The sequence below is a fragment of the Mycolicibacterium wolinskyi genome (assembly GCF_002101965.1).
GTDB lineage: Bacteria > Actinomycetota > Actinomycetes > Mycobacteriales > Mycobacteriaceae > Mycobacterium > Mycobacterium wolinskyi.
Genome location: NZ_LQQA01000009.1, coordinates 45,869 through 64,495 on the forward strand (window position 1 = coordinate 45,869; position 18,627 = coordinate 64,495).

The following is an 18,627-nucleotide window of genomic DNA, read 5'->3' on the forward strand; positions in this document are numbered from 1 at the left end:
TCACATCCGGAATACGCCGTAGGAGACCGGCTCGAGCGGAGCCTGGCCCACAACCGAAAGAGCCAGCCCGAGCACGGTTCTGGTGTCCGCGGGATCGATCACGCCGTCATCCCAGAGCCGCGCCGTGGAGTAGTACGGGTTGCCCTGGTGTTCGTACTGTGCGCGGATCGGCGCCTTGAACTCCTCGGCCTGCTCGTCGGTCATCTCGCCGCGCACCGTGGCCAGCACCGACGCGGCCTGCTCACCGCCCATCACCGAGATCCGCGCGTTGGGCCACATCCACAGGAACCGCGGCGAATACGCGCGCCCACACATCGAGTAGTTGCCCGCGCCGTAGGACCCGCCGATGACCACGGTCAGCTTCGGCACCCGCGCACAGGCGACTGCGGTGACCATCTTGGCGCCGTGTTTGGCGATGCCGCCCGCCTCGTAGTCACGGCCGACCATGAAGCCCGAGATGTTCTGCAGGAACAGCAGCGGTGTCTTGCGCTTGTCGCACAGCTCGATGAAATGTGCTCCCTTGAGCGCGGATTCACCGAACAGCACACCGTTGTTGGCGACAATTCCGACGGGGTGGCCGTGGATGCGGGCGAACCCGGTGACCAGGGTGGCGCCGTATTCGGCCTTGAACTCGTTGAACTGCCCGCCGTCGACGATGCGGGTGATGACCTCGTGCACGTCATAGGGCACCCGCGCGTCGACGGGCACGACGTCGTAGAGCTCGGTCTGGTCGGCGACCGCGTCGACCGTCGGCTCGGCGTTCCACGGCGGGGCCTCGGCAGGGCCGAGCGTCGACACGATGTTGCGCACGATGCGCAGCGCGTCGCGATCGTCATGGGCCAGATGGTCGGTCACTCCGGAGGTCTTGGAGTGCAGGTCACCGCCGCCGAGCTCTTCAGCGGTCACCACTTCCCCGGTCGCGGCCTTCACGAGCGGCGGGCCGCCGAGGAAGATCGTGCCCTGGTTGCGCACGATGACCGCTTCGTCGCTCATGGCAGGCACATAGGCGCCGCCCGCGGTGCACGAACCGAGTACCGCGGCGATCTGCGCGATGCCCGCCGCACTCATGGTGGCCTGGTTGTAGAAGATCCGGCCGAAGTGCTCGCGGTCCGGGAACACCTCGTCCTGGCGCGGCAGGAAGGCGCCTCCGGAGTCGACGAGGTAGATGCACGGCAGACGGTTCTGTGCCGCGATCTCCTGTGCGCGCAGGTGCTTCTTGACCGTGATCGGGTAGTAGGTGCCACCTTTGACGGTCGCATCGTTGGCGACGATCAGGCATTCGCGGCCCGACACGCGCCCGATACCTGCGATCATCCCGGCGCCAGGGCATTCGTCGTCGTACATGCCGTCGGCGGCCAGCGGAGCGATCTCCAGGAACGGGCTGCCCGGGTCGAGCAGGCCGTCGACGCGGTCACGTGGCAACAACTTGCCCCGGCTGACGTGGCGTTCGCGGGCCCGCTCGGGCCCGCCGAGGGCGGCGGTGGCGAGTTTGGCGCGCAGCTGGGCTACCAACGCCAGATGCTCGTCGCGGTGCGATGACATGCAGCTCCATTTGAGTTAATGGCGACTAACTCGTGGTATGTTAGTCACGATTAACCGAGTTGTCTACCCTCCGGAGACGCCATGTCCGCCAGCGCCGTGACGCGCCGCAGCCAGGCCAAGTCGGATCGCCGCAGCCAGCTGATCACCGCCGCCGAACGGCTGGTGGCCGAACGCGGATACCTCGCGGTCCGGCTCGAGGACATCGGCGCTGCCGTCGGCGTGAGCGGGCCGGCGATCTACCGGCACTTCCCCAACAAGGAAGCCCTGCTCGTCGAACTCCTGGTGGGTATCAGCACCCGCCTGCTCGCCGGCGCCCGCGAAGTCATCGCACGCACCGACGATCCCGCCGAGGCGCTCGACGGCCTGGTCGATTTCCATCTGGATTTCGCCTTCGGGGAATCGGATCTGATCCGCATCCAGGATCGCGACCTCGGCCACCTGCCCGACGCCGCCAAGCGGCAGGTGCGCCGGGCTCAGCGCCAATACGTCGAGATCTGGGTATCGGTGCTCACCCGACTCGACCGGGACCTGCCCGAAGACGACGCCAGGGTGATGGCACACGCCGCCTTCGGCCTGCTCAACTCCACGCCGCACAGCGTGAGACCCGCTGCGCCCAAAGCACAATCGCGCGAGGTGCTGCGGCGCATGACGATCGCCGCCCTGACCGCGACGGTCTAGCCGCTGAACGCCTTGGTGAGCCAACGCGCCATGGCGTCGACGAGGATTGCCCGGTTCTCGCGCTTGATGATCTCGTGACCGTCGTCCTCGAATACCAGCATCTCGACATCGCGGCCGAGCGCACGCAGCGCGTCATACATCTGCTGCGATTCGCTAGGCGGCACGTTGGTGTCGTTGGCACCGTGTACCAGCAGCAGTGGCGCGGTCAGCGCATGCGCCCGCAACAACGGCGAAAGCCGCTCCAGCAGTTCGCGATCGGCGATGGGGTGCCCGTACTTCGGGTAGGCCGCGGCGGCGATCCAGGGTTCGGTGTTGCGGTAGAACGTATTCAGATCGCTCATGCCGCAGATGCTGATCCCGGCGGCGAACAGCTCGGGATGGAACGTCAACGCCGCCTGGGTCAGATAGCCGCCGTAGGACCAACCGCTGCAGGCGATGCGATCGGCCCGCGCGAGGCCCCGCTCGACGAGATAGTGCACGCAGTCCGCGACATCGTCGATCGCCGCGAAGCGCAGTTCCTTGTCGTCGGCGTGCATGAAAGCCCGGCCGAATCCCCCGGATCCACGCACGTTCGGGGTCAGCACCGTGATACCGGCATCCAGTAGCTTCGGGTAGAACTCGTTGTAGTCGGGCCGGGACTGACCTTCCGGTCCGCCGTGCAGGAAGATCATCGCCCCGATGGGCTCGACGTCCGGCTCGTAGAGCCACGCGTTGAGGTCCAGCCCATCGCGCGCGGTGATCCGCGCCAAAGTCGGTGTGCCGGTGAGTGGTCCGTGGCTCGGTTCCCGGTCGATCCGTTCCCACTCGCGCGTGCGCGGATCGACCAGTTCGACGGTCGGCGGCAGCGACGGGCCCTGAACGGTCAGCGCCACCATGGAGCCGCCGGCACTGATGCTCAGCTCACTGGCCACCATCCCGGGAAGCGGAATCGGTTCGGACAGCGTCTCATCGGCGTACTGCAGGATCTGCAACTCGCTGCAGCCGTCGATGTTCCACAACAGTGCGACGGTGGACAGATCGTCGCTCACGACGAACTCGTCGAGTTCGTACCCCGGACGCTCGGCCACCACGTGGTAGGACACACCGTCGGCGGTGACCGTGACTTCGAGCAGCCGCGCATGGCTTGCCCCGTTCTCACTGCGGATCAATGCCCGGACATAGCCATCGGTGCTGCCGGCGCCATACATCTTGGCGGGCTCGATCAGCGTGGTCGCATCGCCTTCGAAACCGCTGCGCAACCGCCGGGGCTGGTGGTCGTCCAGGATGACGCCGACATCGGTCGTGGAGCCCGGGTCGTACGGCAGCAGCGCCATCTCGGTCTGGCCCCACAGCATGATCAGCTCGCGGTAGCCGCGCGGGCCGACGCGCACGAGCGAGGCACCCGCCCAGGAGTCGACCAGCCTGCCGCCCGACCGGCGGTCGAGGACAACGACGTTGCCGGTCGCCGGATCGATCAGACACGAGCTGCCGACACCGTCGTCACCGGTCAGGATCGCGGCTACCTGCGTGCCGTCCCACCCGATCAGCTCTGCCGTGCCCTCGGCGGCGTCGGCCGGCCATGAGTCGATGCGACGTGCGTCACGATCATCGGGATCGGTGGTGACGACCCAGATCTGGCTACGGGTACCGCCCTCCGGGGACACCTCGCACGCGAGCCAATGGCCATCGGCAGAGTGGATCACCCGCGTGACCGCACCGGCCACGGGAAGTTCCACGTCTCGCGACGAACTCGCCCGCCAGCCGCGCAGGAACCGCTGAACGGCGCGTGGATAGCCGCCGTCGTCGACCAGGTGCGCGAACGCCGTCGCATCCGGGGACAGCGACGCGCCGTAATTCACCCGCACGTGCCGATTCGCCGAAGCCACTAGCCTCCCTCCGTCCTGTGTCACCCCTTGGAAGGGTATCCAGACCCACCTCGGTCGCAGCGCACTGAGCACCCGCACAGGTACCCTGCAGCCATGAGGTGGGCATGACTGATTCACCACGCCGTGACGGGTCCGAACCGACCCAACAGCTCGGTTCCGGCTATCCCGTGGACTATCCGGATCCGGCGTATGCGAACCAGCCGCCGTACAACGGCGTCTACCCCGCTGCGCCGAATACCACCCGTCAGCTCCCGTCGTACCCGCCCTACGGCTACGACCCGTACGCCACCGGTCAGTACGGCGCGGGGTATCCGCCACCCGGTGAGCCGCCGCAGCAGCAGGAGCCCGACGGTCGCGAACCCCGCATGTGGTTGTGGGTGCTGGCCGCGCTCGCGGTACTGATCGTCGTCGGTTTGGTCATCGCCCTCGTGATCGCGAACGGTTCGCGGCAAGAGACCGTCGTCGCACCGCCGATCGCCCCGGAACCGAGCTTCAGCACCCCGAGCACCACTCCGCCGACGACGACATCGCGCGCCCCGCGGCCGATACCCGTCCCACCGCCCACCCCGCCCACCGGCACGACGACACCTGGAGCGACCGAGACGGTCACGTATGAGGTCGCCGGGGAAGGCCGGGCGATCAACATCACCTACCTGGACACCGGCAACATGTTCCAGACGGAGTTCAACGTGTTGCTGCCCTGGAGCAAAACCGTCGAGCTCGCCGAGCCTGCCGGTGAAACCGCCAGTGTGAGCGTGCTCAACTTCGGCCCCGAGGTGTCGTGCACCGTTTCGGTCAACGGAGTCCAGACGCAGCATCGCACCGGGTCGGGCCTGACGATCTGCGTGGGCTCGGGCTAGCGGGTACGGGATTCGACGCCCGCCCGGGCGGGCGTGCGCACCGCGAGCATGCCGGCCAAGCCCGCCACGAGCACCACGATGATGCCGCCCAAGCCGGCCCGGTCCGTGCCGAAGATGTCGATGAACATGAAGAACAGCCACGGCGCCAGGAACGACGCCGCGCGGCCCACGGTCGTGTAGAGACCGAACGCCACGCCCTCTTTGCCTTCGACCGACATGCGCAACATCAGGTTACGCGCCGCGGACAGCGTCGGCCCGATGAACAGGCACAGCAGCAACCCGCACGCCCAGAAGGCCACCGGCCCGGACAGCGCCATCAGCGTGAGTCCCACCACGATCATGCTGACGAGCGATCCGACGATGACGGGTTTGGAACCCAGTCGATCGTCGAGTAGCCCGCCGGTGACCGCTCCGAGCGCCGCGATCACACAGGCACTGATCCCGAACAGCAGCACGTTCGCGTCCGAGATGCCGTAGACGTTGACGCCGACCACCGCACCGAAGGCGAACACACCGGCCAGCCCGTCGCGGAAAACCGCACTGGCGACCAGGTAATAGACCACGTGGCGGTCGCGCTCCCATTCCCCGCGGACCTCGGACCACAGCTTGCGGTAGGCGCCCAGGAACCCGACCCGTTCGGGTGGCCCCGCGTCGGTCACCCGCGGCACGACGATGAACAGCGGCAGCGCGAAAAAGGTGAACCACACCGCGACGAGCAACATGACCGCGCGGACGTTCTGCCCGTCCGCCACCGGGATGCCGAGCAGCCCGCGCGTGTCGCCGTCACCGGCGATGAACCCGACGTAGGCCAGCAGCAACAGCACGACGCTGCCTGCGTAACCCAACGCCAGACCGAGCCCGGACACCCGCCCCGATGTCTCCGGGGTGGACAACTGCCTCAGCATCGCGTTGTAGGGCACGGTCGCCAGCTCGTTGCACGCCGCCGTGCACGCCAACAACACCAGTCCCGGCAGCAGATAACGGTGATCGTCGCGGATCAGGCTCATCGCCGCCGTCAACACGACCGCGGCACCGGTCGTCACCGCGAGCACTCGGCGCCGCCGTAGCGGCGAGTCGACCCAGATTCCGGTGACAGGCGCCAGTAACGCGACGACGAGACCCGCGATCGTCATCGCCCGGCCCAGCCAGCTGGCCGGGGTCGTGTCTCCTGGCAGGTCGGCCCCCACGGTCCCCGTCAGGTACACCGCGAACACGAACGTGATGACGACCGCGTTCAGGCCGGTCGCGCCGCAGTCCCACAATGCCCATGCGAGCACCCGCGCCCGGCCGGGGTTGGTCATGACCGCCACCCTATGGCTTCTACGATTGCGGGATGCCAGTACCCGCTCCCAATCCGAACGCCCGTGCCGTGGTAACCGGCGCCTCGCAGAACATCGGCGAAGCGTTGGCCACCGAGCTCGCCGCCCGGGGTCACCACCTGATCGTCACCGCGCGGCGCGAGGATGTGCTGACCGCGCTGGCGCAGCGGCTCACCGAGCGCTACGGAGTCACCGTCGAGGTGCGCGCGGTCGACCTGGCCGACCCGACGGCCAGGACCGAACTGTGCGATGAGCTGTCGACGCGCGAGATCTCGATCCTGTGCGCGAACGCGGGCACCGCGACGTTCGGTGCGGTCAAAGACCTCGACCCGGCCGGTGAGAAGGCCCAGGTTCAGCTGAATGTCCTTGGCGTACATGACCTTGTCCTCGCGGTGTTACCCGGCATGGTGGCCCGCAAGGCCGGCGGCATCCTGATTTCCGGCTCGGCGGCGGGCAATTCGCCGATCCCCAACAACGCGACGTACGCCGCGTCCAAGGCCTTCGCCAACACGTTCAGCGAGTCGCTGCGCGGCGAGCTCAAGCGGGACGGCGTGCATGTCACGCTGCTCGCGCCGGGACCGGTTCGCGAGACGCTGCCCGACGCGTCCGAGCAGTCGCTCGTCGAGAAACTGATCCCGGACTTCCTGTGGATCTCGACCGAGTACACCGCGAAGCTGTCGCTGGATGGCTTGGAACAGAACAAGATGCGCGTGGTGCCCGGGGTGACGTCCAAGGCGATGTCGGTCGCCAGCGGCTATGCGCCGCGGGCCATCGTCACCCCCATCGTCGGCGCCGTCTACAAGAAGCTCGGCGGGGGCTAGTTCTATTTCGCCGGAACTGCATTCCCGGTCGTCAAACGTCAGCTTCAACGACCGGGAATGCAGTTCCGCGGCAAGGGTCAGCGGCGACGGCGGCCCGTCCCGAAGATGCTGCGCGTGATCTCGCGGCCGATGACGGTGCCCGCCGAGCGCATCGCACTCTTGAACGCGGGGCTGGACATCATCTTGTCGAAGAAGCCAGGCTCCTCCGGCTGAGCCGGTGCCGGCATGGGTGCCACGTCACCGGATGCCTCGACACCGGCGAACCCGCCGGCGTCGCCACCCTCGGCGGGCGGCGGGGCCAGCTTGGCGGCCAGCCGTTCGTAGGCCGAATCCCGGTCGACGGTCTGGCCGTACGTGGCCTGCAGTGGGCTCGCCTTGGCCGCGGCCGTGATGGCCTCAGGCCCGATGGTGTCCATCAGCGAGCGCGGCGCCCGCATGCGGGTCCAGGCGACCGGCGTCGGCGCACCCTTCTCCGACAACACCGTGACGACGGCCTCACCGATGCCGAGCGACGTCAGCGCCTTCTCCAGGTCGTAGACATCGGTCTTGGGGTAGGTGCGCACCGTCTTGGTGAGTGCCTTCTGATCGTCAGGTGTGAAGGCGCGCAACGCGTGCTGGATCCGCGCCCCCAATTGCGACAGCACTTCGTTCGGCACATCGGTGGGCAACTGGGTGCAGAAGAACACCCCGACGCCCTTGGAGCGGATCAGCTTGACGGTCTGCTCCACCTGTTCGAGGAATGCCTTCGACGCGTCGTTGAACAACAGGTGGGCTTCGTCGAAGAAGAACACCAGCTTCGGCTTGTCGACGTCACCGACCTCGGGCAGCGTCGTGAACAGATCGGCCAGAACCCACATCAGGAACGTCGAGAACATCACCGGCCGCGCGGCCTGCGCACCGAGCTCAAGCAGCGTGATGACGCCGCGGCCCTGCGCGTCCACGCGCAGCAGATCCTTCGGTTCCAGTTCTGGCTCACCGAAGAACGTGTCGGCGCCCTCGGCTTCGAGGTTGACGAGCGCGCGCAGGATGACGCCGGCGGTCGTCGTCGACACCGCGCCCAGTGCCTTGAGTTCGGGCTTGCCCTCGTCGCTGGTGAGGAACTGGATGACCGAGCGCAGATCCTTGATGTCGAGCAGCGGCAGGCCCTTCTGGTCCGCCCAGTGGAAGATCAGGCCCAGCGTTGATTCCTGGGTGGTGTTGAGCCCCAACACCTTTGACAGCAGAATCGGGCCGAAGCTGGTGATGGTGGCCCGCACCGGAACCCCGATCCCGCTGGTGCCAAGCGACAGGAACTCGACCGGGAACGCCGTCGGAGCCCAGCTGTCGCCGGTGTCTTTGGCGCGCTCATCGATCTTCTCGTTGGTCTCCCCCGGCTTCGACAGGCCCGACAGGTCACCTTTGACGTCGGCCATCAACACCGGGACGCCCGCGGCCGACAGCTGCTCGGCGATCACCTGCAGGGACTTCGTCTTACCGGTACCGGTCGCGCCGGCGATCAGCCCGTGCCGGTTGACGGTGGCCAGCGGGATGCGCACCTGGGCGGCCGGGTCGGCGACTCCGTCGACGAGTACAGTGCCCAGTTCCAGTGCCTGGCCTTCGACCGCGTAGCCGGCAGCGATCTGCTGCGCGGGGTTTGCTGTCGATTCGGTCGTCATGCCGCGTCCTCCCGTTTGCGCGATCAAGTCGGCATCTGACATTAGTCGTCAACCGGTGGGTATGGGCGGCTGGTTGGCGGGCGTGGGCATACTGTGGATCTTCGTGCGAGACGAACTGGTATGGATCGACTGCGAGATGACGGGCCTTGACCTCAAGTCCGATCGTCTCATCGAGATCGCGGTGCTGGTCACCGATGCGGATCTGAACATCCTCGGTGACGGCCTGGACGTAGTGATCCACACCGATGACGAGGCGCTGACCTCGATGATCGACGTCGTCAAGCAGATGCACACCCGATCCGGGCTGATCGAGGAAGTGCGGAAGTCGACCGTCGACCTCGCCACGGCCGAGGAGATGGTCCTCGACTACATCCGCGGCCACGTCAAACAAGCCAAGACCGCACCGCTGGCCGGCAACTCGATCGCGACCGACCGCGGGTTCATCGCCCGTGACATGGCCAAACTCGACGATTATCTGCACTACCGGATGATCGACGTGAGCTCGATCAAGGAGCTGTGCCGGCGCTGGTACCCGCGCATCTACTTCGGCCAGCCCGAAAAAGGCCTCGCCCACCGCGCGCTCGCCGACATCCACGAATCGATCCGCGAACTGAAGTACTACCGCGCGACCGCGTTCGTCCCCCAGCCCGGGCCTTCTACCAGCGAAATCGCCGCGATCGCGAGCGAGCTCGGGCCACGGTCGGCCGACGCGACGACAACCGATTCGGCTGTAGAGCGTCCGAGCGGTTAGTATCTACGACGCTGCTTGTGCCGATAGGCTTGGCAGCGATGGTGGCTGTAGTTCAGTTGGTAGAGCACCAGGTTGTGATCCTGGCTGTCGCGGGTTCGAGTCCCGTCAGCCACCCCAATAGGTGGGGGCCGTTTTCGGCCCCCACCTTTGTTTTGGTCCGGTCAACGGGTTCCGCTCATGCGCTTGCCACATAGCGCGGCACCTGTGTGATTGCATCCGTACTTTCGGGTGCGATGACAGACAGTGCTACAGCGGGTCGCCGTATTGGCGAGGTTCGTTTGTGACAGGCCCTTGCCCAGGCGGCTCGGACTCCACGGCCGTATCTCCTGCCGACGGTGAATGACGATAGCCATCGGGAATATCTGACGGGTGCTCTACAAGGTCCTCGCTTAGGTCCCCCGACCAGCGGATGACGTCTGGCTCTCCAGGCTGACGAGAGAAACGACCCGGCCAATTCTCCTCGAAATCCAACAGGTAGTAGTAGAGCACTGCCTCATCCAGATCGGTCCATGGACCGAGGTCGACGATCGACTCCCTGGTGTCACGTGTCAATCCCCACGTGATGTCGGACGGCGGAGCGCTGTACACCACGTAGAACATCGCCCCCTCGGTCCAAGCGTGCGAGACAAGAACCGTCTGCTGTTCGTGCTTCTGGTTCTCAGAGTCGATGCGGCGCAACAAGTTTCTCAGCACGTCGGCAGCGAACTCGCGCTCGGCGGGGGTGGCCTCAGTTGATCGGGACATTGTTGTTCACCCACGGCGGTGTCAGCGTCCAGCCCGGTTGCACTTCCACGACTCCGCTCCCGCCCGCAAGCGGATACATCGTGATCACACCTTTCTGTCCGCCATCTGGTACCACAGGATTTCCTTCGCTGCTGTTCACGACGATTCTTATCGTCACGCTCTCACCGGTGTCCTGACAGTCGATCATCCCGAAGGGACCCTTCGTGCAATGGGCACGGTTGATCGGAACGTCGTAGACGAGGGTTCCGTTGTCGTTGCTCACTGGTCGGCTGTGTGAAATTAGGTCTTTGAACACATTAGGGTTGATGATGCCGTGCTTCCAGTACGCCTAATCCCAACCGAATCCCCTTCCCGTAACTGCGTCGTAGTAACCACGCCGCAGGACAACATGGTTGCCGTCAAGGTCGGTGGCGTCGGCGATCACGTCATACATCGGGTATGGCGGGGAGTTCAGTGGCGGATTCTCCCTGATTTCGTTATCCACGAGGTGAACTGCGCCGTCGCCGTCGTCTTCACCGTCGAACCGAATACCTTCGAGCTCAGCGGCTTTGGCCCGAAGGCGTCGGCCAACCAACTGGTCTGTGTTGGCAAGTTGCTCGGCGTTCCATCGAATGTTCTCGGCGTGCTCGGTGGCAACGGTCTGCCGGGCCGCCATGGTAGAGATCGTCATTCGCCGCGTGTCGGTCACCGAAAGATCGGCACCGACCCTGAACCCATCCGCCTCGGCTTCAGCGATCGCATCCAGCGCTTTGCGTTGTACGGCCCGGATATCGTGAGCACCGTCCTGTGCGATTCCCGCGGCCTCGCGCAGCACGACGTTTTGGCTTCGAACGACGCCGATATCAGAGGCAACGCGGTCCAACGCAGCGTCCTTGGCGTTGCCCTCCCAATCCGTGCCGCCCGGCGAAAGAATGTTCTGGCGGTGTTGCTCAAACACTTCCTCCGATTCGATCGCCCGCTGCCGCCAGCTCGATGCTGCACTATCAAGATCGGACGTGTTCCATTCTTCGATCTCTGTGCGAGAAGGAATTCCTTGAGAGGCAGAGCCGGCGGGCATGTTGACGATCACACGGTTTTCGTGATGGCGTCAGCGCCGACCTCGTCCGCGCTGTCGTAACTATCAGCACCTTCGCGCAGGTCGATGGCCTGCCCGGAAATCCACCTGATTTGGCGGCGTCGGACGGAGGCTACCGCTGCTTCGATAGCGGAGATACCAGCGCTGCTTGGTCGCACCGAGGTGTTTCGGTAGGTAGTGGCGGACGCTATCGTCGCTGCGTCGATCTCACTAGCGGCTGCCGCGATACGCAGACCATCAACGTTGACTTCGAGCTCGTTTGCCATGCCAATCCCCCAACTGGCCACTCTTTGGACGGCAGCCTACCGGCATTTGCTGTGAACATCCCTCCTCACGGCGTATCGACCGTCTCCTACCTCAACCGAAGACCGACAGCGCACTTGTTGTTTGCCAGGAACTAGTGCCGTGTCGACCGAATGCGTTGAAACGCCGCGAACTGATGGTCGTTCCACGATCAGGCACACTGACCCCATGCCATACGACGTCCGGAGCCTGGCGCGTGCCGAACGCGATGCGTTCGCCGAACTATTGGCCGGGCTTTCGCCTGCGCAGTGGCAGTCCTCCACGCTCTGCGGCGGGTGGACCGTGCGGGACGTGGCCGCCCACACGATCGCCTACCTGGGGCAGAGTCTCCCTCGGCTGGTGCTGAACATGACCGTGTGCCGGGGCGACGTCGACAAGCTCAACGCCCGCGCCCTCGAGGCACTCTCTGATGTCGACCCCGCACGGCTCGTCGCGCTCATGCGAGACAGTGAGCCGTCCGGGGCGGGCGCGCTCTACGGCGGGCGGGTGGCGGTGATCGAATGCCTGGTCCACCAGCAAGACATCCGGCGTCCGCTCGGCCTCACCCGCACCATCCCGACCGACGCGCTGCGGACATCGCTGACCTACGCCCGGGTCAGTCCGGTGATCGGCGGAGCCCGGCGTACGCGGGGATTGCGGCTGATCACCACGGATGTCGATTGGGCCGGCGGACGCGGTGCCGAGATACGGGGATGCGGCGAGGCGCTGTTGCTGGCCATGACGGGGCGGATCGCGGCGGTCGCCGACGAGTTGACCGGCGACGGCGTCGCCCGCCTGCAGCCCGAGCGTTGAAACCGACGTTATGGTCGAAATCCGTTGCGTAGACCGACCATTGCGTCGGCCTCGCACAGCGCTCCTCAACTACGACGTCTCGGCCGACGGTTTCTTGATGCGCGGCGCGAGTTGCACGAATTCCGCGACGACACTGGGATTTTCGTGCGCGCTCGTCACCAACGACACCAGCGTGTTGGCGACGTCGTCGAGTGCCGACATCCGCGCGGGCAGCTGGCCGTGCTCGACCCACGATTCGAACAGCTGGGCCAGCAGGTCACGGTCGGCGCCGCGCAAAATCTCGGTGTCTTCGGTGGGTCCGATACCGACGCGCAGGATCGAGAGCTCGGGATGCTCGCTGCGCCACGAGTGCAGAATCTCGTCGAGCGCGGCCTTACTGGCGCTGTACGCGGCCACACCCGCTCGCGGACGGCCGACATCGTGACTCGAGGCGATCAGCACCACGCCGTTGTCGGTCAGGTGCGGCAGCGCGGCACGCAACACGTTGTTGGCGCCGACGGCGTTGACGCTGAACGCGTGCAGCCATGTCGCCACGTCGGTGTCCTCGATGTACGCGAACGGAACCACCGTGCTCGTGAACACCACCGCGTCCAGACCGCCGAGCGCGTCTGCGGCCGCGCCGACCACCCGGTTGATGGCAGCGGCATCCTCGACGTCGAGTTCGAATGCCGAACCTCCGACAGCGTCGGCCAAAGACTTCAGCAGATCGATTCGACGCGCCGCCACCGCGACCTTGGCGCCGCGCTGAGCAGCACTCGTCGCCACCGCATGTCCGATACCCGACGAAGCCCCGATGACGAGGAGCCGCAATCCTGCGGCGTCGGTGCGTTGGCCGCTCATTCTGGATCCACCTGCTTTCCATTTTCTCGTGAAAGTGTTAGGCCACCCTTCGTGCGTCGGACAGTACCGTGCGCGATGAGTTTCGGTCGCGTGGCGGGTCAGTACAGGGGAACGACAGTTGACTCCGCGGGATGAGGAGGTAGGGATGACGACGGGAATGCCCCCGGTGGTCGACCAGGCGACCTGGCGGGCCGCACTCGACGAGCTACGCAAGCGCGAGAAGGCCGCCACAAGGGAACTCGATGCGATCGCGGCCGCCCGGCGGCAGCTCCCGATGGTGGAACTGCCGGATTACACGCTGATCGGGGCCGACGGGCCCGTGCGGTTGGTCGACGTGTTCGCGGGCCGGTCGCAGCTGATCACCTACCACCACATGTGGACCGACGGCGCCGAATGGCAGTGCGGTGGCTGCACGGGGTTCACATCGCAGTTCACCCGGCTCGACTTCTTGGACAACTACGACGCGCGTTTCGTCGTCGTCACCAACGGTCCGATCGACGAGGCACTGGCCTACCGCGCCAAGGTCGGCAACAAGATGGACTGGTATTCGTCGTCGGAGAGCTCGTTCGGAGCCGACGTCGACGCCCCACCCAATGAGGGTTTCGCGGTGAACGTCTTTCTCAGGGACGGCGGCACCGTGTACCGGACATGGCACACCAACGGCCGCGGCACCGAACAGCTCAGCCACACATTCGCACTCATCGACCTGCTGCCCTGGGGCCGGCAGGAAGAGTGGCTCGATTCGCCCGAGGGTTGGCCGAAACGACCGACCTATTCGGGCTGGCTCGACAGCCCCGACATCGCCCGCCTTTACGGAGAGGACACCGCATGACCGACACCCGTTACGTCGTCACCCGCACGATCGCCGCACCGCCCAGCGAAGTGTTCGCAGTCCTGGCCGACCCGGCCCGCCACCAGGACACCGAGCCCGGTGATTGGGTGCGCGACGCCATCGACCCGCAACCCATCACCGGGACCGGCCAGATCTTCGCGATCAACATGTTCCTCGACGCGGCCGGTGGCCACTACGTGATGCACAATCTGGTCACCGATTTCGAGAAGGACCGCGCCATCGAGTGGCTGCCCGGTCAACTCGACGAATCGGGCAATCACGATCCGGGCGGCTGGACTTGGCGTTACGACCTGTCGCCGAACGACTCGGGCACCGACGTGACCCTCACCTACGACTGGACCAACACGCCGCAGAGCTTCGCCGATCAGATCGGTGGCATGCCACCGTTCCCGGAGGAGTTCATCGTTGAATCGCTTGCGGCCCTGGACCGTTCAGTGCGCTAGCGGTCACGTCGGAACCTTGTCGAGGAACCCCAACACGGTGTGGATCCGGCCGTCACCATCGGTGGTCAGCACATCGAATCCGATCACCAGCGGATCGGCGCCGCGCGGACCGAGGCCCCACCGGAAGCGGACCTGCCGATGGTGACCGTCTGGTTCACCCACAAGGGTGAACACGAATCCCGGGAACTGCGTATGCACAGCTGCGATGGTCCCGGAGATCTCGTCGTGCCCGCTGACCTCGGCCAGCGGATCGACATAGGTGGCGTCCGGTGACCAGTGTTGGTGCAGTAACTGCTTTCGGTCGGTTTCGTCGGTGGCGTTCCACGTGTTCAGGTAGGCCGTGACGGTGTCATTGAGTTCGGGCATGTCGCCTCTTTCGCGGTATCGAACTGGTACAGAACCAGATTCGCCGCGAAAGGTACGTGTGTCGATTACCGCACAGGTAGTTGAACGCGGCCCGATCAGGTGCTGGCGTTACCGGCCCGCCACTGTTCCCACGGGATGTTCCAGTCCCCCAGCCCGTCGGTGCCGGGCAAAACCGTGCCAACGGTGTTGATCACCTCGACGATGTCGCCACGCTTGGTGTTCTCGTAGAACCAACGCGCGTTGGAGGTGCTCACGTTGAGGCATCCGTGGCTGACGTTGCTGTAGCCCTGGCTGCCGACCGACCACGGCGCACCGTGGACGTAGATGCCGCTGTAGGACATCTGGGTGGCGTAGTCGACCTCGGTGCGATAACCGTTGGGCGAGTTGACCGGAACGCCGTAGGTGGACGAATCCATCACCAGGTGCTCGTAGCGGTCACCGATGATGTAGGTGCCGTTGTTGGTGGGCGTGCTGTTCTTGCCCATCGAGATCGGCATGGTCTTGATGACTTCACCGTTGCGGCGCACGGTCAGCGTCTTGGTGTTGTCATCAGCGGTGGCGATGACCTCGTCACCGATCGTGAAGTGAGTTTCGACGTTGCCCTGGCCGAACAGCCCGTCACCCAGTTCGACGCCGTAGGTGTTCACCGTCACGTCCACGCGCGTGCCGGGCTTCCAGTACTGCGCGGGGCGCCAACGGACTTCGCGATTGTTGAGCCAGTAGAAGGCCCCTTCGACAGCCGGAGTCGTCTTGACGGTGATGGCGCGCTGCGCGGCGACCCGATCGGTGATGTTCTCGTCGAAGCGGATCGCGAGCGGCTGTCCGACGCCGACGACCTCGCCGTCGTTGGGCAACACGTACGGCATGGTGAGGTTCTCGGGCGAGTGTGTCTCGAACGTCAGCCTGCGGTTGGCCACGCCTCCGAGGCCGAGCGAGGACGCGTTGAGCGTGTACTGCTCGTTGTAGTCCAACGGGTCGGTGGTCGACCAGGTCAAGCCGTCAGGGCTGACCTTGCCCGCAATGGGGTTACCGTCTTCGTCGGTCATCGACACGGCGCCGAGCACACCGTTCTCCGCGGTGACGGTGACCGGAGATTCGACGGTCACGCCGACCGCCCCATCGGTCACCGACGCGTTCACCCGAGGCACGAGAAGATCGCCGAACGGCGTGCCCTTGTCCGTGATCACCGGCGGCGGCCCCTCCGGCTCGTCCCGCCCACAGGCCACAAGACCAGCCATCACAGCGGGCACCATGGCGACAATCGCCCACCGGAAGAGATTCCGGTGCGGACGGGCCACCGTCTGCACCTGCCCCATTTTTGCTCCACCCCTCATAACGTTGGCTGTCGAACAACCAATTCTTGGCAATAGTCTAAGGGCTACGGCGACCAGAGTCCGACAACAGCGTCTCTTAACGGCGCGTGGCCAGCGGATTTCACGCTTGGCCACGAGTCCTGTTATTGTCTCACACGCGCGCCGTTAGCTCAGTTGGTAGAGCAGCTGACTCTTAATCAGCGGGTCCGGGGTTCGAAACCCTGACGGCGCACCACATACCGAAGGTCAGGCATGCGATGCCTGGCCTTCGGTGTTTCCGGGCCAGGCACGGCGTCGGCCGGCTCAGCCGGCCCGATAATGGTCGCCGACGCTCTGTTCGGCTTCTTCCAACAACATCTCCACCGCGCCGGCCAGGTGGGCCGCCGCGTAGCCGCGATCGCGGTACTGCTCGCTCTTGAAGCGGTCGAGTTCCCTACGCAAATCGTTGAGGGTTTCATCGCTCACGTGTGCCATATGACCTCCAGGATCGTGTGAAAGGCGTCTCGCATTGGGTACCCGCTGCGAACAGCCCGTCTACTGCCGGCGAACGTTGAGCCCGGCTTCGCCTGTGGTCGCACCAGTGATTACGGCGGCAAATTCGCAGATCGTTTGCTGCACGGCAAAATCCCCCTAGTCACACGATTCATTCGTGTTGCGGTTCCGATCAGATCTCGGCCCGACTCCCCGACCCAGACCTGATCCCGACCTTAGCTGTACACCTATGGGGTAGCAACCGATCTCGGAATAAGAGCCGTTCACACAATATTCTGCGACGAATCTTAGACTCGCCGCCGCTTCGCCACGTATCGACGGAAAAGCCGTGCATACCAGACGAACACCGGTTTGCCAATGGATTGATGTCTGTGTCAATAAATTGGCCAAACCGCTTCACCGCAGGCCTGCGGCTCGCACCCAGCAAACTTCTCACCGGGCACCCGGACTCGCAGATCACCCTAGCGGGTCGCACCGGGCGGCCCGCAGGGAGGGTGTGGGTGCACTGCCCGACTCTCAAATACCACGGGTTCGCTGGCGTCCGCCTCAACCACCGGCAAAGCAACCGGGTGCGCCGCCTCGCCCAACGCGTCCGCCTCATTTGCAGAGGACGCCTTTGGTTACATTCCGCCAGACAGCCGTTGACACGCCATGGAATGTGCTATTAACCGGGATGCGGCAAGACGAGGTTTTACGACAACCAATTCGTTGACGGTTACGTAAGTTACTGCATACAATGCGAAGCGGATTACATACGCTGGTCAGCCACCAGGCAAGCTGCTAAGATCAAGTTAGCTGAGTCCTGACGATTCGGCACTGCGCGGCAGTGATGCCGAGATACGAGGTATTAGCTGATGACCACCGCCGGGGGCGCCGACCCCACGCCGTCGTCAACCTCCTCCTTTGTTGCTGCAGGCCAGCCGCTCATGGTGCACAGCTGCCGGCGCCTCGGACGCGTCGCCAATCCCCCGAGTTTCTCGCTGACCGACTGGCTGCTGCTCGGCCGACGGCGCTGAGACAAGATCGTCAATAACGGCAACGGCCGGTGGCGGATCACACCGCACCGGCCGTTGGGCTAACTGCTGATTGAAAGATCGTCAGCGTTTGACCCGTCGGATCGCCACGACGACGACCAGAGCTCCGACACCCGCGAGCGAGGCCGCGACAACAGGTTTCTTGACGAACCTGATCACCGCCGCTTTGACGTCGTCAGCCAACCGCTGCGGGTTGGCACGCTCGGCCAGCGAGTCGACAGTCAACGCCAATTGATCGCGAGCCTTGTCGATCTCCTGCTTGATGGTCTCCGGATCGCGGTTCGCCACTGTTTGCTCCTCTAAGCCGCTCCATGTCGTGCTGCCCTGCCGCACTACCCTAGATCAGCCGGCACCGTGTCGACGGCACCGGCCGACAAGAAGGGATAACCGCGCATGCCGCCAACCCCCCGCCTGCAGGTGGGTGACACCGCCCCCGCGTTCAGTCTGCCCGACGCCGATGGCAACACCGTCAAGCTCGCCGACTACAAGGGCCGCAAGGTCATCGTGTACTTCTACCCGGCCGCGTCCACCCCGGGTTGCACCAAGCAGGCCTGCGACTTTCGGGACAGTCTCGCCGAACTCAACGGCGCCGGGCTCGACGTCGTCGGGATTTCTCCCGACAAGCCCGCCAAACTGGCCAAGTTCCGCGACGCGGAGGGCCTCACCTTTCCGTTGCTGTCCGATCCCGATCGCGAGGTGTTGACGGCCTGGGGTGCGTACGGAGAAAAGACGATGTACGGGAAAACCGTTCAGGGCGTGATCCGCTCGACGTTCGTCGTCGACGAGAAAGGCAAGATCGAGGTCGCACAGTACAACGTGCGCGCCACCGGTCACGTTGCCAAGCTTCGTCGGGACCTGTCGGTCTAGGCGGCTTTGTCACG

At 65.1% G+C, this 18,627-nt stretch carries 21 protein-coding genes and 2 tRNA genes; 10 read left to right on the forward strand and 13 right to left on the reverse strand.

The features are described 5' to 3' along the window. Complete coding sequence (locus AWC31_RS07600; protein ID WP_085143688.1) at positions 1-1,542, reverse strand: carboxyl transferase domain-containing protein; 1,542 nt, start codon at positions 1,540-1,542, stop codon at positions 1-3. Positions 1,543-1,623: 81 nt separating this feature from the next. Between AWC31_RS07600 and AWC31_RS07605 the strand changes: the two genes are divergently transcribed. After that, positions 1,624-2,220: an SACE_7040 family transcriptional regulator gene (locus tag AWC31_RS07605; protein WP_085143689.1), complete on the forward strand. Its 597-nt coding sequence runs from the start codon at positions 1,624-1,626 to the stop codon at positions 2,218-2,220. Here the strand turns inward: AWC31_RS07605 and AWC31_RS07610 are convergent. Then, positions 2,217-4,085 (reverse strand): S9 family peptidase, encoded by a 1,869-nt coding sequence (locus AWC31_RS07610; protein ID WP_234816762.1) that lies wholly within the window; start codon positions 4,083-4,085, stop codon positions 2,217-2,219. The two genes, AWC31_RS07605 and AWC31_RS07610, sit on opposite strands and share 4 nt — an antisense overlap. A 104-nt stretch (positions 4,086-4,189) precedes the next feature. On the opposite strand from AWC31_RS07610, the gene AWC31_RS07615 reads away from it, so the two are divergent. Next, positions 4,190-4,945 carry an MmpS family transport accessory protein gene (locus AWC31_RS07615; protein WP_165765929.1) on the forward strand — a complete coding sequence of 252 codons (756 nt, stop codon included), beginning with the start codon at positions 4,190-4,192 and terminating at the stop codon, positions 4,943-4,945. Here AWC31_RS07615 and AWC31_RS07620 read toward each other — a convergent pair. Then, positions 4,942-6,246: an MFS transporter gene (locus AWC31_RS07620; protein ID WP_085143847.1), complete on the reverse strand. Its 1,305-nt coding sequence runs from the start codon at positions 6,244-6,246 to the stop codon at positions 4,942-4,944. The genes AWC31_RS07615 and AWC31_RS07620 overlap by 4 nt on opposite strands. 32 nt (positions 6,247-6,278) lie before the next feature. Here AWC31_RS07620 and cmrA point away from each other — a divergent pair, with 32 nt between their 5' ends. Then, positions 6,279-7,085, forward strand: a complete 807-nt coding sequence (gene cmrA, locus AWC31_RS07625; RefSeq protein WP_085143691.1) for a mycolate reductase — start codon at positions 6,279-6,281, stop codon at positions 7,083-7,085. Positions 7,086-7,162: 77 nt separating this feature from the next. On the opposite strand, the gene AWC31_RS07630 is transcribed toward cmrA, so the two are convergent. Further along, positions 7,163-8,740 carry a helicase HerA-like domain-containing protein gene (locus AWC31_RS07630; protein WP_085143849.1) on the reverse strand — a complete coding sequence of 526 codons (1,578 nt, stop codon included), beginning with the start codon at positions 8,738-8,740 and terminating at the stop codon, positions 7,163-7,165. A gap of 103 nt (positions 8,741-8,843) precedes the next feature. On the opposite strand from AWC31_RS07630, the gene orn reads away from it, so the two are divergent. After that, positions 8,844-9,491, forward strand: a complete 648-nt coding sequence (orn, locus tag AWC31_RS07635; protein ID WP_085143848.1) for an oligoribonuclease — start codon at positions 8,844-8,846, stop codon at positions 9,489-9,491. Positions 9,492-9,532: 41 nt separating this feature from the next. Next, a tRNA-His gene (locus AWC31_RS07640) sits at positions 9,533-9,608 on the forward strand. A 129-nt stretch (positions 9,609-9,737) separates the two neighbouring features. On the opposite strand, the gene AWC31_RS07645 is transcribed toward AWC31_RS07640, so the two are convergent. From AWC31_RS07645 to AWC31_RS07660, 4 genes are all read right to left on the reverse strand, one after another. Continuing rightward, on the reverse strand, positions 9,738-10,235 hold the full coding sequence (locus AWC31_RS07645) for a hypothetical protein (protein WP_085143692.1): 498 nt from the start codon (positions 10,233-10,235) through the stop codon (positions 9,738-9,740). Then, positions 10,219-10,497 (reverse strand): hypothetical protein, encoded by a 279-nt coding sequence (locus AWC31_RS07650; protein WP_085143693.1) that lies wholly within the window; start codon positions 10,495-10,497, stop codon positions 10,219-10,221. The genes AWC31_RS07645 and AWC31_RS07650 overlap by 17 nt, the downstream gene beginning before the upstream one ends. A gap of 66 nt (positions 10,498-10,563) precedes the next feature. After that, on the reverse strand, positions 10,564-11,304 hold the full coding sequence (locus AWC31_RS07655) for a hypothetical protein (RefSeq protein WP_207626319.1): 741 nt from the start codon (positions 11,302-11,304) through the stop codon (positions 10,564-10,566). Beyond that, the gene (locus AWC31_RS07660; protein ID WP_085143694.1) at positions 11,301-11,576 is read right to left on the reverse strand and encodes a hypothetical protein; all 276 of its coding nucleotides are present in this window, start codon (positions 11,574-11,576) and stop codon (positions 11,301-11,303) included. The genes AWC31_RS07655 and AWC31_RS07660 overlap by 4 nt, the downstream gene beginning before the upstream one ends. Before the next feature lie 205 nt (positions 11,577-11,781). Here AWC31_RS07660 and AWC31_RS07665 point away from each other — a divergent pair, with 205 nt between their 5' ends. Further along, positions 11,782-12,405, forward strand: coding sequence for a maleylpyruvate isomerase family mycothiol-dependent enzyme (locus AWC31_RS07665; protein WP_085143695.1), 624 nt, complete (start codon positions 11,782-11,784; stop codon positions 12,403-12,405). A 69-nt stretch (positions 12,406-12,474) separates the two neighbouring features. Here AWC31_RS07665 and AWC31_RS07670 read toward each other — a convergent pair whose 3' ends face one another. Further along, positions 12,475-13,245 carry an SDR family oxidoreductase gene (locus AWC31_RS07670; RefSeq protein WP_085143696.1) on the reverse strand — a complete coding sequence of 257 codons (771 nt, stop codon included), beginning with the start codon at positions 13,243-13,245 and terminating at the stop codon, positions 12,475-12,477. A 145-nt stretch (positions 13,246-13,390) separates the two neighbouring features. Between AWC31_RS07670 and AWC31_RS07675 the strand changes: the two genes are divergently transcribed. Beyond that, entirely contained in the window at positions 13,391-14,077 is a 687-nt protein-coding gene (locus AWC31_RS07675) for a DUF899 domain-containing protein (RefSeq protein ID WP_085143697.1), read from the forward strand. Next, on the forward strand, positions 14,074-14,541 hold the full coding sequence (locus AWC31_RS07680) for an SRPBCC family protein (protein ID WP_067847575.1): 468 nt from the start codon (positions 14,074-14,076) through the stop codon (positions 14,539-14,541). The genes AWC31_RS07675 and AWC31_RS07680 overlap by 4 nt, the downstream gene beginning before the upstream one ends. Before the next feature lie 3 nt (positions 14,542-14,544). Here AWC31_RS07680 and AWC31_RS07685 read toward each other — a convergent pair whose 3' ends face one another. Together AWC31_RS07685 and AWC31_RS07690 are read right to left on the reverse strand one after the other, a co-directional pair. Then, a complete protein-coding gene (locus AWC31_RS07685; protein ID WP_085143698.1) occupies positions 14,545-14,907 on the reverse strand; it encodes a nuclear transport factor 2 family protein in 363 nt (120 codons plus the stop codon). Between the two features lie 95 nt (positions 14,908-15,002). Then, complete coding sequence (locus tag AWC31_RS07690) at positions 15,003-16,223, reverse strand: L,D-transpeptidase (protein WP_067847581.1); 1,221 nt, start codon at positions 16,221-16,223, stop codon at positions 15,003-15,005. Positions 16,224-16,379: 156 nt separating this feature from the next. On the opposite strand from AWC31_RS07690, the gene AWC31_RS07695 reads away from it, so the two are divergent. Continuing rightward, positions 16,380-16,455 (forward strand) — tRNA-Lys (locus tag AWC31_RS07695). Between the two features lie 68 nt (positions 16,456-16,523). On the opposite strand, the gene AWC31_RS36755 is transcribed toward AWC31_RS07695, so the two are convergent. After that, positions 16,524-16,685: a hypothetical protein gene (locus tag AWC31_RS36755; protein WP_110774982.1), complete on the reverse strand. Its 162-nt coding sequence runs from the start codon at positions 16,683-16,685 to the stop codon at positions 16,524-16,526. A gap of 1,124 nt (positions 16,686-17,809) precedes the next feature. Then, the gene (locus AWC31_RS07700) at positions 17,810-18,034 is read right to left on the reverse strand and encodes a DUF3618 domain-containing protein (RefSeq protein WP_067847584.1); all 225 of its coding nucleotides are present in this window, start codon (positions 18,032-18,034) and stop codon (positions 17,810-17,812) included. 105 nt (positions 18,035-18,139) lie between these two features. Here AWC31_RS07700 and bcp point away from each other — a divergent pair, with 105 nt between their 5' ends. Further along, positions 18,140-18,613: a thioredoxin-dependent thiol peroxidase gene (bcp, locus tag AWC31_RS07705; RefSeq protein WP_085143699.1), complete on the forward strand. Its 474-nt coding sequence runs from the start codon at positions 18,140-18,142 to the stop codon at positions 18,611-18,613. The last annotated feature ends 14 nt before the right edge of the window (positions 18,614-18,627 follow it).